Origin of the sequence: Williamsia soli (assembly GCF_017377795.1) — a bacterium.
GTDB classification, from domain to species: Bacteria; Actinomycetota; Actinomycetes; order Mycobacteriales; family Mycobacteriaceae; genus Williamsia; species Williamsia soli.
In genome coordinates, this window is the sequence record NZ_JAFRDR010000012.1 from 141,375 (window position 1) to 155,556 (window position 14,182).

The 14,182-nt window shown below is 66.2% G+C and carries 17 protein-coding genes; 1 reads left to right on the top strand and 16 read right to left on the bottom strand.

Annotated elements, in window-relative coordinates; genetic code table 11:
- From trpC to hisD, 13 genes are all read right to left on the bottom strand, one after another.
- The gene (gene trpC / locus J3S28_RS25125; protein ID WP_207843682.1) at positions 1 to 819 is read right to left on the bottom strand and encodes an indole-3-glycerol phosphate synthase TrpC; all 819 of its coding nucleotides are present in this window, start codon (positions 817 to 819) and stop codon (positions 1 to 3) included.
- Between the two features lie 148 nt (positions 820 to 967).
- Positions 968 to 1,759, bottom strand: a complete 792-nt coding sequence (locus J3S28_RS25130; protein WP_207843683.1) for a Trp biosynthesis-associated membrane protein — start codon at positions 1,757 to 1,759, stop codon at positions 968 to 970.
- Positions 1,752 to 3,311 carry an anthranilate synthase component I gene (locus J3S28_RS25135; RefSeq protein ID WP_207843684.1) on the bottom strand — a complete coding sequence of 520 codons (1,560 nt, stop codon included), beginning with the start codon at positions 3,309 to 3,311 and terminating at the stop codon, positions 1,752 to 1,754. The genes J3S28_RS25130 and J3S28_RS25135 overlap by 8 nt, the downstream gene beginning before the upstream one ends.
- A 25-nt stretch (positions 3,312 to 3,336) precedes the next feature.
- Positions 3,337 to 3,519 carry a tautomerase family protein gene (locus J3S28_RS25140; protein WP_028462844.1) on the bottom strand — a complete coding sequence of 61 codons (183 nt, stop codon included), beginning with the start codon at positions 3,517 to 3,519 and terminating at the stop codon, positions 3,337 to 3,339.
- Between the two features lie 40 nt (positions 3,520 to 3,559).
- Positions 3,560 to 3,907, bottom strand: a complete 348-nt coding sequence (gene hisI / locus J3S28_RS25145; RefSeq protein WP_207843685.1) for a phosphoribosyl-AMP cyclohydrolase — start codon at positions 3,905 to 3,907, stop codon at positions 3,560 to 3,562.
- Positions 3,908 to 3,950: 43 nt separating this feature from the next.
- A complete protein-coding gene (gene hisF, locus J3S28_RS25150) occupies positions 3,951 to 4,724 on the bottom strand; it encodes an imidazole glycerol phosphate synthase subunit HisF (protein ID WP_207843686.1) in 774 nt (257 codons plus the stop codon).
- On the bottom strand, positions 4,721 to 5,581 hold the full coding sequence (locus J3S28_RS25155; protein WP_207843687.1) for an inositol monophosphatase family protein: 861 nt from the start codon (positions 5,579 to 5,581) through the stop codon (positions 4,721 to 4,723). Before J3S28_RS25155 ends, hisF begins: the two co-directional genes overlap by 4 nt.
- 13 nt (positions 5,582 to 5,594) lie before the next feature.
- Positions 5,595 to 6,335 carry a bifunctional 1-(5-phosphoribosyl)-5-((5-phosphoribosylamino)methylideneamino)imidazole-4-carboxamide isomerase/phosphoribosylanthranilate isomerase PriA gene (gene priA / locus J3S28_RS25160; RefSeq protein WP_207843688.1) on the bottom strand — a complete coding sequence of 247 codons (741 nt, stop codon included), beginning with the start codon at positions 6,333 to 6,335 and terminating at the stop codon, positions 5,595 to 5,597.
- Between the two features lie 6 nt (positions 6,336 to 6,341).
- On the bottom strand, positions 6,342 to 6,599 hold the full coding sequence (locus J3S28_RS25165; protein ID WP_084892961.1) for a hypothetical protein: 258 nt from the start codon (positions 6,597 to 6,599) through the stop codon (positions 6,342 to 6,344).
- Positions 6,600 to 6,630: 31 nt separating this feature from the next.
- Complete coding sequence (gene hisH / locus J3S28_RS25170) at positions 6,631 to 7,275, bottom strand: imidazole glycerol phosphate synthase subunit HisH (RefSeq protein ID WP_207843689.1); 645 nt, start codon at positions 7,273 to 7,275, stop codon at positions 6,631 to 6,633.
- The gene (gene hisB, locus J3S28_RS25175; protein ID WP_207843690.1) at positions 7,272 to 7,892 is read right to left on the bottom strand and encodes an imidazoleglycerol-phosphate dehydratase HisB; all 621 of its coding nucleotides are present in this window, start codon (positions 7,890 to 7,892) and stop codon (positions 7,272 to 7,274) included. The genes hisH and hisB overlap by 4 nt, the downstream gene beginning before the upstream one ends.
- On the bottom strand, positions 7,889 to 9,013 hold the full coding sequence (locus J3S28_RS25180; protein ID WP_207843691.1) for a histidinol-phosphate transaminase: 1,125 nt from the start codon (positions 9,011 to 9,013) through the stop codon (positions 7,889 to 7,891). The genes hisB and J3S28_RS25180 overlap by 4 nt, the downstream gene beginning before the upstream one ends.
- Complete coding sequence (hisD, locus tag J3S28_RS25185; RefSeq protein WP_207843692.1) at positions 9,010 to 10,338, bottom strand: histidinol dehydrogenase; 1,329 nt, start codon at positions 10,336 to 10,338, stop codon at positions 9,010 to 9,012. Before hisD ends, J3S28_RS25180 begins: the two co-directional genes overlap by 4 nt.
- A 116-nt stretch (positions 10,339 to 10,454) precedes the next feature.
- Here hisD and J3S28_RS25190 point away from each other — a divergent pair, with 116 nt between their 5' ends.
- On the top strand, positions 10,455 to 10,841 hold the full coding sequence (locus tag J3S28_RS25190) for a phage holin family protein (RefSeq protein WP_207843693.1): 387 nt from the start codon (positions 10,455 to 10,457) through the stop codon (positions 10,839 to 10,841).
- Positions 10,842 to 10,901: 60 nt separating this feature from the next.
- Here the strand turns inward: J3S28_RS25190 and J3S28_RS25195 are convergent, their stop codons facing one another.
- The 3 genes from J3S28_RS25195 to nadA all read right to left on the bottom strand — a co-directional run bounded on the left by J3S28_RS25195 (position 10,902) and on the right by nadA (position 14,011).
- Positions 10,902 to 11,942, bottom strand: a complete 1,041-nt coding sequence (locus tag J3S28_RS25195; RefSeq protein WP_207843694.1) for an NAD(P)-dependent alcohol dehydrogenase — start codon at positions 11,940 to 11,942, stop codon at positions 10,902 to 10,904.
- 186 nt (positions 11,943 to 12,128) lie between these two features.
- Entirely contained in the window at positions 12,129 to 12,995 is an 867-nt protein-coding gene (gene nadC / locus J3S28_RS25200; RefSeq protein WP_207843695.1) for a carboxylating nicotinate-nucleotide diphosphorylase, read from the bottom strand.
- Positions 12,992 to 14,011, bottom strand: a complete 1,020-nt coding sequence (gene nadA / locus J3S28_RS25205; protein ID WP_207843696.1) for a quinolinate synthase NadA — start codon at positions 14,009 to 14,011, stop codon at positions 12,992 to 12,994. The genes nadC and nadA overlap by 4 nt, the downstream gene beginning before the upstream one ends.
- Positions 14,012 to 14,182 lie beyond the last annotated feature (171 nt).

The window sequence follows — 14,182 nt, forward strand, 5'->3', positions numbered from 1 at the left end:
CTATCGGACTGGTTTCGGGCAGGACGGATGTGTTCCGGCGGTGACCAGTTCGGAGACTGCGGCACGAGGATCACCAGAGGTGACCAGACCTTCTCCGACCAGCACCGCATCGGCACCGGCTCCGGCGTAGGCCAGCAGGTCGGCGGTGCCGCGGACCCCGGACTCAGCGATCCGGATCACCTGTGAAGGCAGTCCGGGGGCGATCCGGGAGAAACTGTCTCGATCGACCTCGAGAGTTTTGAGGTTGCGGGCATTGACACCCACTACCGACGCACCCGCTTGCAAGGCGCGGTCCGCCTCTTCCTCGGTGTGCACCTCGACCAGCGCCGTCATACCGAGCGACTCCGTGCGATCGAGCAGGGCGGAGAGCACGTTCTGCTCGAGTGCCGCCACGATCAGCAGGATGACATCTGCACCGCGGGCGCGCGCCTCATGGATCTGGTACGGACCGACGATGAAGTCTTTGCGGAGGACCGGGATCTGTACCGCGGCACGTACCGCGTCCAGATCTGCGAGCGAACCGCGGAACCGGCGTTCCTCGGTCAGGACGCTGATGATCCGGGCGCCACCGGCCTCATAAGCCGATGCCAGGGCAGCCGGGTCGACGATGTCGGCCAGGTCGCCTTTGGAGGGGCTCGCCCGCTTCACCTCTGCGATGACCCCGATGCCCGGCTCGCGCAGAGCCGCTGCAGCGTCGATGGGGTCTGGTGCTGCTGCGGAAGCTGCCTTGATCGCGGTGAAGTCGATCACTGATTCGCGGGCAGCCACATCGGCCTTGACTCCGGCGAGTATTGAGTCGAGGACGGTTTGCGTGCTCATGATCAACCCCTTTCTGACGCGACTGACGAGGTTGCGCCCTGCTTGGTCATGCACACGGCTGCTCGTGTTTTCAGTACACAAAGGGTAGCTGCGGCCCCGCCGCGACCGGATTCGGGGTACCACCAGTCCACGTGAATCCCGTCACTTTTCACCGGTCTGCCGGCCCGATGGTCGGATCGTCGCCGGTATCGAGTGCATCCCACAGCAAGCGTTCGTTGTTCCCGGAGTCCGTCTCGGCGGACGGCACCGACTCGGCTGCCGGCCCGGATTCGTCCTCGGGGTCTGCGCTCGCGGTGGTCGCTGCCTTCTTCTCGGCCGCCCGCTGGGCGAAGACCTGCTCCTCGAGTTCGGCCCGCCGAGCCGCAGGCGACTTGTACTTCGACGACATCGGCGCATCACGAGATGCGATCTGGAGCATGACAACAGCGCCCAGAACCGCGCAGGCGGTGCCGAGACAGACGATCAACCCGGGCAGTACCGAGGTGTCGACCTGAACAGCCTGGTAGCGGTTGGGCAGATCGATGACGTCCGCGGCGTACGAGGTGTGATCGTCTCCGGTCAGCAGGGTCAGGGCGGGGAGCAGGCCGAGTACGGCGACGGCGGCAACGACTATCGCTGTCAGCCGCAACGCCCACCCACGCAGTGACGCCGCTGCCGCGATCCCCGCGAGGAGCACCAGCGCGAGCGGTGTCAACAGCGGCGTCCAGTCCGATCCCTTCACCGTGAACGTACGGGGCGGGGCCAAACCGTCGGCTCCGATGAGCTCGGCCCAGGTCATTCGTGACGCGCTCCAGAAGGCCACGGCGGCGAGCCCGAGCAACAACGCGATGATCCCGAGTCGTCTGCCCCGGCCGGCCCGGGCGGACGCCGCTGCCGAGGTCGAGGCGGGAACAGGCGTCGGGTCCGGTCCGGCAGGCGTCGGGTCTGTGGGCTCACTCATCGCCGGACCCACTCACCCGGGTCATGGTTCCTGCCGCCGCGATGGCCCGCAGGACGGCGCTGGCCTTGTTGCTGGCCTCGTTGTATTCGTAGTCGGGTTCGCTGTCCGCCACGACTCCCCCGCCGGCCTGCACATAGGCGCGACCCTCCTTGAGTACGGCGGTGCGGATCGCGATCGCGGTGTCGGCGTCCCCCGCGAAGTCGAGATAACCCACGATGCCGCCGTACAGCCCGCGCCTGGTCTTCTCGTGTTCGTCGATCAACTCCATGGCCCGTACCTTGGGGGCGCCGGTCAGCGTGCCCGCCGGGAAGCAGGCGTTGACCGCATCGAGCGCGGTCTTGCCGGACCGGAGATGGCCGGTCACCGTCGACACCAGATGCATCACGTGGCTGTAGCGCTCGATGTGCCGATAGTCGCGGACCTCGACCGTGCCCGGTTCGCAGACCCTGCCGAGATCGTTGCGCCCGAGATCCACGAGCATCAGATGCTCCGAGTTCTCCTTCTCGTCCGCGAGCAGGTCCTTCTCGAGCAGGACGTCCTCGGATTCGTCGGCGCCCCGCCAGCGGGTCCCCGCGATGGGATGGGTGGTGGCCACCGAATCCTTCACGGTCACAAGGGCTTCCGGACTCGAACCCACGATGGTGAAGTCGGGTCCGTCGTTACCGGGAACCCGGAGCAGGTACATGTAAGGGCTGGGGTTGGTCGTGCGCAACACCCGATACACGTCGATCGGGTCGGCGTCGGTCTTCATCTCGAAGCGCATCGAGGGCACCACCTGGAACGCCTCGCCCGCCTCGATCTCCGACACCAGACTCGTCACTATCGTCCCGTACTCCTCGCGGGTGCGTTGGGCCTCGAACTCGGGGACGGCACTGCGGTACGTCGAGACGGTCGACGGCGCAGGCGCGGCGAGGGCTGCGGTCATCGTGTCGAGCCGGGCCACCGCGTCGGCGTAGGCGTGTTCCGCGCGGTCGTCGGTCCCGTCCCAGTTGACCGCGTTGGCGATCAGCGTGATGGTGCCCTCGTGGTGATCGACCGCCGCGATGTCGGTTGCCAGGAGCATCAGCATCTCGGGCAACTTCAGATCGTTCTCCGTGGTGTCGGGGAGGCGTTCGAGACGCCGCACCGCGTCGTAGGCGAGGAAGCCCACGAACCCGCCGGTCAGTGGCGGTAGGCCGGGAAAGCGATCGGTCGCGAGTATCTTCAAGGACTCGGCCAGGGCCGCCAGCGGGTTTCCGCCCGACGGGGCGCCCGCGGGCTGGGTGCCCCACCACTGCGCTTCGCCGTCCACCGAGGTCAACGCGGCGGGCGAACCAGCTCCGATGAAGGACCAGCGCGACCATGACCGACCGTTCTCCGCGGATTCGAGCAGGAACGTCCCGGGCCGGTCGCCGGCGAGCTTGCGGTAGGCACCCAGGGGCGTCTCCGAGTCGGCGAGCACCTTGCGGGTCACCGGTACCACCCGGTGATCGGCGGCCAGTTCGAGGAACTGTGCCAACGTGGTGGTGTCTGGGAAGCCGCCTGCAGTCGAGGCGGTGGTCTTGTTCGGCATCGTCACCTAGTGTCCCAGCCCGCCGCTACTGCCCGAGCGGCTCCCCACCCACACCCCAATGCGAGCGCGGGACCTCGGTGATCGTGACCCACACCGAATCGGGGTTCTTGCCGGTGGCGCGCGCATATGCCTCGGTCACGGCAGCGATGGTCTCGCGCTTCACACGGTCACTGAGCCCGGGGGTCTGCGAGATCTGGATCAATGGCATCGATGGGTGTCCCTCACTGTTGTCGCTGGAAAGTCGGTGGTCAGGAAATCGTGGTGAACAGGACATTCGCGTCGAAGCAGGTGTGGTCACCGGTGTGGCAGGCGGCACCGGTCTGTTCGACGGTCAGGAGCACGGTGTCACCGTCGCAGTCCAGACGGACCTCGGTGACCTTCTGCGTGTGACCACTGGTCTCCCCCTTGACCCACTGCTTGCCGCGCGAGCGCGAGAAGTAGGTGGCCTCACCGGTGTCCAGGGTGCGGGCGAGTGCGTCGTCGTCCATCCAGGCGACCATGAGAACCTGACCGGTGCCCGCTTCCTGCACCACGGCGCAGACCAGCCCGTCGGCGTTGCGTTTGAGCTGTCCTGCTATCCGGGCATCCAGCGACATGTCGTCCACTCCTCGTACGTAAAGATCTGGCGCAGTGCGGCGTTCAGCGCACCGGGATCTGATCGGCGCGCATGGCGTCCTTGACCTGGCCGATGGTGAGCTCACCGAAATGGAAGACCGAGGCGGCCAGCACCGCGTCTGCTCCGCAACGCACAGCGGGTGGGAAGTGTTCCACCGCACCGGCGCCACCGCTGGCGATCACGGGTACGCCGACGGCTGCGCGCACCGCGGTGATCATCGTCAGGTCGAAACCGTTCTTGGTCCCGTCGGCGTCCATGGAGTTCAACAAGATCTCGCCGACACCGAGGTCCTGGCCACGCCGGGCCCACTCGACCGCGTCGATACCGGTGCCCTTGCGGCCGCCGTGGGTGGTGACCTCCCAGCCCGACGGCGTGGGCTTGTCACCCTCGGGGACGGTGCGGGCGTCCACGGAGAGCACGATGCACTGCGAGCCGAAATGCCTGCTCATCTCACCGAGGACATCGGGGTTGGCGATGGCGGCGGTGTTGACGCCCACCTTGTCGGCACCCGCGCGCAGCAGGATGTCGACGTCGGCGACCGTTCGCACGCCGCCGCCGACGGTCAACGGGATGAAGACCTGATCCGCGGTGCGACGGACGACGTCGAGCATGGTGCCACGATTGCCGCTCGAGGCGGTGACGTCGAGAAACGTCAGTTCATCGGCGCCCGCCGCGTCGTACGCCGCGGCGAGTTCCACGGGGTCGCCCGCATCGCGCAGGTTCTGGAAGTTGACGCCTTTGACCACACGGCCGTCGTCGACGTCCAGACACGGGATCACCCGCACAGCGACGGTCATCGGTACTTCTCCTCAGGTGGCTCGAATGCGCCGGGATCGCCGAGTTGGCCGATCAGGTCCAGTAGTTCTTCGTGCGCTGCGGGGCCGGCGGCCAGTATCGAAGGCGACGTGACCGACCACGGCCGTCCCTCGATGTCGCTGATGCGTCCACCGGCGGCCAGCACGAGCGCGGCACCACCGGCGTTGTCCCAGGCGTGATGGCCGAAGGTGACCGAACCACCGAGCAACCCACCGGCGGTCAGCGCGAGGTCGTAGCCCGTGCTCCCGAACAGCCGTAGACGCGCGGTGCGCCGGCTCAGTTCCCCGAGCAGCGTCACCCGGAACGCACCCGGGTACCGCCCGCGACTGGCGAGGTTGAAGGCCCCGAAGGCGATCATCGCCTCGCTGAGGGAGATGTCGGGCATCGGTGCGACGGGTTCGCCATTGCAGACCAGACCACCACCCACGAACCCCTGATAGTTCAGCCCCGACATGGGTAGCCACGTCAGTCCGAGAACCGGTTGACCGTCGTGAACCAGTGCCACCAACATGCCGGCGAGAGGCAGGCCGGCCGAGTAGTTGTAGGTGCCGTCGATCGGATCGACCACCCAGGCGGTGCCCGTGCTCAGGTCCGGGCCGCCGTACTCTTCACCGTGCACCGCGATTCCGGTGCGCTGCGACAGTTCGCCGCTCACCAGCCGTTCGAGCTCGAGGTCGAGTTCGGTCGCGAAGTCGCCCGGGCCCTTGGTCACCGCACTCGGGGCGCCCAGCCCTGCCAGGAACTTGTCGGTGACACCGTCGAGTACCTGCGCCGCGATCGCCAGCAGCTTCTCAGGGTCGAATCCGACCGGAAGCCCGCCTTCCACAACCGAATTCATGAGGAAACTGGGCTCACGTCGCGACCGCCGCAAGCGCCTCGACGAGCGTGAACCGACCCGCGTAAAGCGCCTTGCCGACGATCGCGCCTTCCACGCCCTCGTCGACGAGCCCGGCAATGGCGACGAGGTCATCGAGAGTCGAGACCCCACCCGAAGCCACCACCGGCGCATCGGTTTTGGCGGTCACCTCACGCAGCAACTCGAGGTTGGGCCCGGTCAGGGTGCCGTCTTTGGTGACGTCGGTGACCACGTAACGGCTGCAGCCGTCCCGCTCGAGTCGCTCGAGGACGTCCCACAGCTCGCCGCCGTCGGACACCCAGCCGCGCCCGCGCAGGCGGTAGGAGCCGTCGACCAACTGGACGTCGAGGCCCACTGCGATGCGATCGCCGTATTCGCCGATCGACCGCGAGCACCACTCCGGGTTCTCCAGGGCGGCGGTGCCCAGGTTCACCCGCGCGCAACCGGTGGCCAGTGCGGCCTTGAGTGACTCGTCGTCGCGGATACCGCCGGACAACTCCACCTTCACGTCGAGCTCATCGATGACGCCGGCGAGCAGGTCGCGGTTGCTACCCCGCCCGAACGCGGCGTCGAGATCCACCAGGTGCACCCACTCAGCACCGTCGCGCTGCCAGGTCAGCGCGGCGTCACGCGGTGAACCGTAGGAGGTTTCACTGCCGGCCGCGCCCTGCACCAGGCGTACCGCCTGGCCGTCGGCCACATCGACCGCCGGAAGCAGTTCAAGTCGGGCGTTCATGGGGTGTCAATCTCCCTCGGTTGTAGATTTCGGGTCGGATTCCGCGCGCATTGCATCGGCCGCGCGGTCGACCATCCGGTTGGCAACGATACCCATCGCGGCCACGGCGAGAATCAGCGCCAGCACCGCCACGATCAGAGCCGCGACAGGCGAGAGCTGCGCCAACCCGATCACCACGGGTACCGAGATGGCGAGAACCAGCGCGCCGGCTCCGAGTGAGAACAACGCGAGCCGGGCGAACGAGAAACGCCGCTGCTGTGTCATCGGATGTTGGGCGAGGTGGGCTCGATCGCGCTCATTCGAGCGACCGGACCCAATTGCTCAAGAGCCGCGCGCCGGCGTCGCCGGATTTCTCGGGATGGAACTGGGTCGCGGACAGTGGTCCGTTCTCGACGGCCGCGAGGAATCGGCCGCCGTGTTCTGACCAGGTCAGTTTCGCCGGCTTCAGAGGTCCGTCCGCGGCCAGTTCCCAACTCTGCGCGGCGTACGAGTGGACGAAGTAGAACCGCTCATCCTCGCCCATCCCCTCGAACAGGACCGAATCCGGTTCGCTCTCGACGGTGTTCCAGCCCATGTGCGGCAGCACGGGGGCGGGCAGTGCGGTGACCGTCCCCGGCCACTGACCGCAGCCATCCGCCTCGACCCCGAACTCGACGCCCCGCTCGAACAGGATCTGCATGCCCACGCAGATTCCGAGTACCGGCCTGCCACCGGCGAGTCGCTCGTCGATGATCCGGTCGCCCTTGACCTCGAGCAGGCCGGCCATGCACGTGGCATAGGCGCCGACGCCGGGAACCACGAGCCCGTCGGCCTCGAGCGCGACCTTTGGTTCCGAGGTGACCGTCACCTGGGCGCCGGTTCGTTCCAGCGCCCGCTGCGCCGAGCGAAGGTTGCCGGACCCGTAGTCGAGGATCGCGACCGTGCGGTCGCCCGTGCTCACAACGTGCCCTTGGTCGACGGCACGCCGGTGACTCTGGCGTCGGGTTCGACTGCCGCGCGCAGCGCCCTCGCCACAGCCTTGAACTGCGCTTCGGTGATGTGGTGTGGATCTCGGCCGTACAGGGTGCGCACATGCAGTGCGATCTGCGCGTTCATCGCAAGACTCTCGAAGACGTGTTTGTTGATGACGGTGTGGTACGGCACTCCGGGGTTGCCGCCGATGGTGGTGGTCAGCAGGTGCTCGGGCTCGCCGCTGAACACGCAGTAGGGCCGCCCGGAGACGTCCACGATCGCCTGGGCCAAGGTCTCGTCCATCGGGATCCAGGCGTCACCGAAGCGCCGGATACCTTTCTTGTCGCCGAGGGCCTGCCGGATCGCCTGGCCGAGCACGATGGCGGTGTCCTCGACGGTGTGGTGGGCCTCGATCTCGACGTCGCCCTTGGCCGCCACGGTGAGGTCGAAGCTGCCGTGCGCACCGAACGCGGTCAGCATGTGGTCATAAAACGCTACGCCGGTGGAGATGTCGGTGATGCCGGTGCCGTCGAGGTTGATCTCGACGGTGATCGCCGATTCGCGCGTGGTCCGTTCGATCCGGGCCACCCGTGGCGAGGTGCTCATAGTTCTCCTAGCAGGTCGGTACGTGCGAGTTCGGCGCTCCGCGCGAGGAGGGCATCGTTTTCGGCGGGCAACCCGATCGTCGCACGCAGATGTCCATCGATATGCATGTCACGGATCAGCACCCCGCCGTCGAGGTAGTGCTGCCAGCTCGCCGTGGCGTCGACGAACCGACCGAACAAGATGAAGTTCGCGTCGGACGGGATGACGTCGTAGCCGTATCCGCTCAGCGCGGCGACGACCCGCTCCCGTTCGGCGACGATGGCGGCGACGCCTGCGAGGGTGTCGTCGGCGTGGCGCAATGCGGCCCTGGCAGCGGCCTGCGTGACCACCGACAGGTGATACGGCAAGCGCACCAAGAGCAGGGCATCGATGACCGCCGGGTCCGCGGCCAGATACCCGAGGCGGCCGCCGGCGAACGCAAACGCCTTGCTCATGGTGCGGCTCACCACGACAGTCGCGGGGAACTCGTCGATCAGTTCGACCGCACTCGGCGCCGCAGAGAACTCGCCGTACGCCTCGTCGATGATGACGATTCCCGGCGCGGCAGCCGCGACCGCCCTCATGTCGTCGAGCGCGATCGACCCGCCGGTCGGGTTGTTCGGCGAGGTGAGAAACACCACGTCGGGACCCAGCTCCTCGATGGCCGACAGTGCACCCGCGAGATCGAACGAGAAGTCGGCGCTGCGTCTTCCGTCGATCCAGGCGGTATCGGTACCGGTCGAGATGATCGGGTGCATGGAGTAGGAAGGGACGAACCCGAGCGCACTGCGGCCCGGCCCGCCGAACGCCTGCAGTAGCTGCTGCAGGATCTCATTGGAACCATTTGCAGCCCAAAGGTTTTCGACCCCCAATTCGACGCCGGTCCGGGCAGTGAGATACCTCGCCAGATCCGTCCGCAGTGCCACGGCGTCACGGTCCGGATACCGGTGCAACTGGGCTGCGGCCTCGCGCACCGACACTGCGACATCGTCGATCAACGCCTGTGATGGCGGGTGCGGGTTCTCGTTCGTGTTCAGCCGGAACGGGACGTCGAGCTGCGGTGCACCGTAGGGTGATTGACCCTTCAGGGAATCGCGCAGCGGAAGATCGTCCAGGGAGATCCGACTCGTGGCCGGCGTCACTCGGCGCCGCCTCCGCCGAAGCGCACCCGCACCGCTTCACCGTGAGCCGGCAGGTCCTCGGCCTTGGCCAGGGTCAGCACGTGACCCGAGACCTCTTTGAGAGCGGCCTCGTCGTAGTCGATGATGTGGACGCCCTTGAGAAACGTCTGAACCGACAGGCCCGAACTGTGCCGCGCCGAACCCGAGGTGGGAAGAACGTGATTGGAACCGGCGCAGTAGTCACCGAGGCTGACCGGTGAGTAGTCGCCCACGAAAACAGCGCCCGCACTGTGTACCCGCGCGGCGACTGCAGGTGCGTTTCTCGTCTGGATCTCCAAGTGCTCAGCGGCGTACGCGTTCACCACCCGCAAACCCTGGTCGACGTTGTCCACCAAGATGATTCCGGACTGCGTACCGCCGAGCGCCTCGCGCACGCGCTCGCTGTGTTTTGTCCGCTGCACCTGGATCTCGATCTCCGCGTCGACTGCGTCCGCGAGCGCCGCGCTGTCGGTGACGAGGACCGACGCGGCCATCACATCGTGTTCGGCCTGGCTGATCATGTCGGCGGCGACATTGACCGGGTTGGCGGAGTCGTCGGCCAGAATCGCGATCTCGGTCGGACCTGCCTCCGAATCGATACCGACCACGCTGCGGCACAACCGTTTTGCTGCGGTGACGTAGATGTTCCCGGGCCCGGTGATCAGGTCGACCGGCTCGAGGTCGGTGCCGTCGGTGTCGGTACCGCCGTAGGTCAGCAAAGCCACGGCCTGCGCCCCTCCGACCGCCCAGACCTCGGTCACCCCCAGAAGTGCACACGCCGCCAGGATCGTGGGGTGGGGCAGGCCGCCGAACTGGGCCTGCGGCGGCGACGACACGACGAGGGTGTCGACGCCCGCCTCCTGCGCGGGCACCACATTCATGATCACGCTCGAGGGATACACCGCGTTGCCACCGGGCACGTAGAGACCGACCCGACTGACGGGGATCCACCGCTCGGTGACGGTGCCACCCGGACTGACCTCGGTGGTGACATCGGTGCGGCGCTGGGCGGCATGCACCCGCCGGGCCCGATCGATCGACTCGGTCAGCGCGGCACGGACATCGGGGGCGACATCGGCGAGAGCCCGCTCTATGTGGTCCGCCGGTACCCGAACAGTGTCAGGTGCGACGCCGTCGAACTTCTGTCCGTACTCCAGGGCTGCGGCGGCACCGCGCTCGCGAATCGCGTCGATGACCGGCCTGACCTGGTCCAGGACGGTGTCGACATCGGTGGCGCCGCGCGGCAGCGCCCGGCGGAGCTGGGCGGTGGTGGCATTGCCGCCGCGAAGGTCGGTGCGGGCAAGCATGGACACTGACTCCTGACAATTGGTGAACGATCCACAGTTCGCCATGGACTGACCTCAAGGATATGCGGTCCGGCCAGCCGTTTTCACCGGTGGTCCACAGCACTACGATTCTCGGCATGGTCTTCGCTGCCCGACTACTCATCAATGCCGTCGCCATCTGGATCGCCGCCGCGCTCGTCGGTGGCATCTCGATCGCCACCGACGGTCGCGACACCGCTGCTCAGATCCTGGTGGTGCTGTTCATCGCCCTGGTCTTCACCATCGTGAACACCGCGATCAAACCGATCGTCCAGCTGCTCTCGCTACCGCTGCTGATACTGACCCTCGGACTGTTCACCCTGGTCATCAACGCGCTGATGCTGTTGCTGACGGCGTGGGTCACCGAGACCACGGACTTCGGACTCAGCGTCGATGGCTTCTGGACCGCGATCTGGGGTTCGATTATCATCTCGATCGTGAACTTTTTGCTCGGCGCGCTGGTTCCCGACCGTCAAGACCGATAATGTGCCCTTTTAGCGACCCTGACCAGGGGTTTTGTTCGCCATAAGGACCCACTATCGGGATTACAAGGTGGAGTTGTCGATCACGAAGCGGTAGCGGACGTCGGAGGCGACGACGCGCTCGTAGGCCTCGTTGATCTGATCGGCCGAGATGACCTCGATCTCCGCACCGATGTTGTGTTCGGCGCAGAAGTCGAGCATCTCCTGGGTCTCGGCGATCCCGCCGATCATCGAACCGGCGAGGGATCGGCGGTTCGCGACAAGTGAGAAAGCACGTACCGAGATGGGTTTCTCGGGCAGACCGAGTTCGACGAGCATCCCGTTGATGGCAAGCATCGACATATATTTGTTGATGTCGAAGTTCGCCGAGACGGTGTTGAGTATGAGGTCGAACTTGCCGCGAAGTGTTTTGAAGGTGTCGGGATCGTCGGTGGCGTAGTAGTTGCTCGCACCGAGACGGAGTCCGTCTTCCATCTTCTTCAGTGACTGTGAGATCACGCTGACCTCCGCACCCATCGCGTGGGCGATCTTGACTCCCACGTGTCCCAGACCTCCGAGCCCGATGACGGCTACTCGTTTGCCCGGGCCCGCGCCCCTATGGCGCAAGGGCGAGTAGGTGGTGATGCCGGCGCACAACAGCGGGGCCGCCACATCGAGGGCCAGCGAGTCAGGGATCCGTAGGACGTAGTTGGCGTCGACCACCACTTCCTGGGCGTAGCCACCGGTGGTTGGTTTTCCGTCGGCGCCGATTGCGTTGTAGGTACCGACATTCCCCTTCTCGCAGTATTGCTCCTGGCCGAGAAGGCAGGGTTCACATTCGCGGCAGGAGTCGACAAAACAGCCCACCCCTACCCGGTCCCCGACCTGGTACTTGGTGACCTCGGAACCGATCTCGGAGACCGTGCCCGCGATCTCATGACCGGGCACGACGGGGTAACGGGTACCACCCCACTCGTCACGTGCGGTGTGGATGTCGCTGTGACAGATGCCGGCGTAGGCGATCGCGATACGCACGTCGGTCGGGCCCACGTCGCGGGTCTCGATGGTGGTGGGAACCAGGGCTTCGCTCGCGGACGGCGCGGCGTAGGCATTGATGGTCGGCACGTGTTCTTACCTCCGAAAATCGGGTGGGATGGGCGGAACCGCCGAACCAAGCCTACATACGCATGTGAGCATGGCTAATGATTGCGAGATGTGCCACAACCCGGAATACGTGCCGCCTTTCCGTCCACGTGCCCCAGTTGCAGGGTCGGGTGCGGTCCTGCAAAGCCGGCACCGATTGCCCTGATGTCAGTCGCCGACCCAATCGAAGCCGATGTCGTGGGCCATCACCGAGTGCGTGAGACCTCCCACTGCCAGATACTCGACGCCGGTCTTGGCGTAATCCTGCGCGACATCGATGGTGAGCCCTCCCGAACTCTCCAGTTCCGTCGTCGGAGACTTCGCATTTCGGCGTTGCACCGCCATTTGCGTCTGCCAGAGCGGAAAGTTGTCCAGCAGAACGAGTTCAGCGCTCAACGCCAGAGCTTCGTCCAGTTGCTCGAGACTGTCGACCTCGACCTCACACGCGATGTCGGGCGCTGCGGCGCGGACCGCCTGCAGCGCTGCGGTGACAGATCCTGCCGCGGCGACGTGGTTGTCCTTGATCAACGCGGCGTCGCCGAGACCCATCCGATGGTTGTGACCGCCGCCGCACCGCACGGCGTACTTTTGCAGTGCTCGCATGCCGGGCAACGTTTTTCGTGAGTCCCTGATCTGCGCCTTGGTATCGGAGACCTCCGCGACCCAGAGGGCCGTGGCGCTCGCGATACCGGACAGGTGGCACAGCAGGTTCAGTGCCGTGCGCTCTGCAACGAGCAGACCCGCAACCGGGCCGCGCACAGTCGCCACCGCCGTGCCGGGTTCGAGTTCGGCGCCGTCCTCGAGCCGGTCGAGCACCTCGTACTCACCGGCGCCGACGACGGCGTCGAAGACCTCGAGCGCGACATCGAGACCTGCCAGCACACCGTGCTGACGACTCGACAGCACTGCGGTCGCCACCGCACCGGCGGGAACCGTTGCGGCCGTGGTGACGTCAGGTCCGTAACGCAGGTCCTCGTCGAGAGCGGTCGCAATCAGGGTCGCGACCTCCGCGGTGCCGGCCGGGTTGCCCGTCACTCCCCTGTCCCGGGGGTGCCGATCTCGATCATCCGCTGGACACTCAGCTTTGCCCGCGCGGCAACATCGGGTGCCACGTGCACCTCGTCCTTGCCCTCACGTAGGCAGCGGAGCAGCGCAGCCGGGGTGATCATCTTCATGTAGGGGCACGAGGCGCGATCGTTGACGGCCTGGAAATCGACGTCCGGCGCAGCCTTGCGCAATTGATGCAGCATCCCGACCTCGGTCGCGACGAGAACCTGCGTCGCACCTGTTTCCCGCGCGGCGTCGAGCATGCCACCGGTCGAGAGGATCTTCACCTTGTCGGCAGGAACGAAACCCTCGCCGGCGAGGTAGAGAGCTGAGGTGGCGCAACCACATTCGGGGTGGACATACAGCTCGGCGTCGGGGTGCGACTGCGACTTGGCGGTCAGCTCGTCGCCGTTGATCCCGGCGTGAACGTGGCATTCACCCGCCCAGATCTGCATGTTCTGCCGACCCGTGACCCGCTTGACGTGCGCGCCGAGGAACTGGTCCGGCAGGAACAGCACCTCTTTGTCGGGATCGATCGAGTTCACGACGTCGACTGCGTTCGACGAGGTGCAGCAGATGTCGGTCAGGCCCTTCACCTCCGCAGTGGTGTTGACGTACGAGACGACCACCGCGTCGGGATGGTCCGCTTTCCACGCACGCAGGTCATCGGCGGTGATCGAGTCGGCGAGTGAGCAACCTGCCCGCTCGTCCGGGATCAGGACCCGCTTGTCGGGGCTCAGGATCTTGGCGGTCTCCGCCATGAAGTGAACGCCGCAGAAAATGATCTCGTCTGTCTCGGCCTCCGCCGCGATACGCGACAGGGCGAGGGAATCGCCCACGTGATCGGCAACGTCCTGAATGGCGGGCAACTGATAGTTGTGGGCCAGCAGGGTGGCGTTGCGCTTCTTGGCGAGGCTCTTGATCTCGGCAAACCATTCGGGAGTCGGCTCGACCCCGGTGTAGGCGGGTTCGGTCGACCCGAGCGTGAGTGACGTGGTGGTCATGACAACCACCTCCTGTTCGTGGCGCCGGTCAGTCGGTGGCCGGCCTTGGCGTGGGGGCTGGGTTTTCGACTGTAGATCGAAAACCTGTCCCCGATCGTAGCACTGCACGGTGTGGGGCCGATCACCCGTCAACGTCCGGGAAGAAGTCGGCTGGTCAGGCACGAGGCGAAC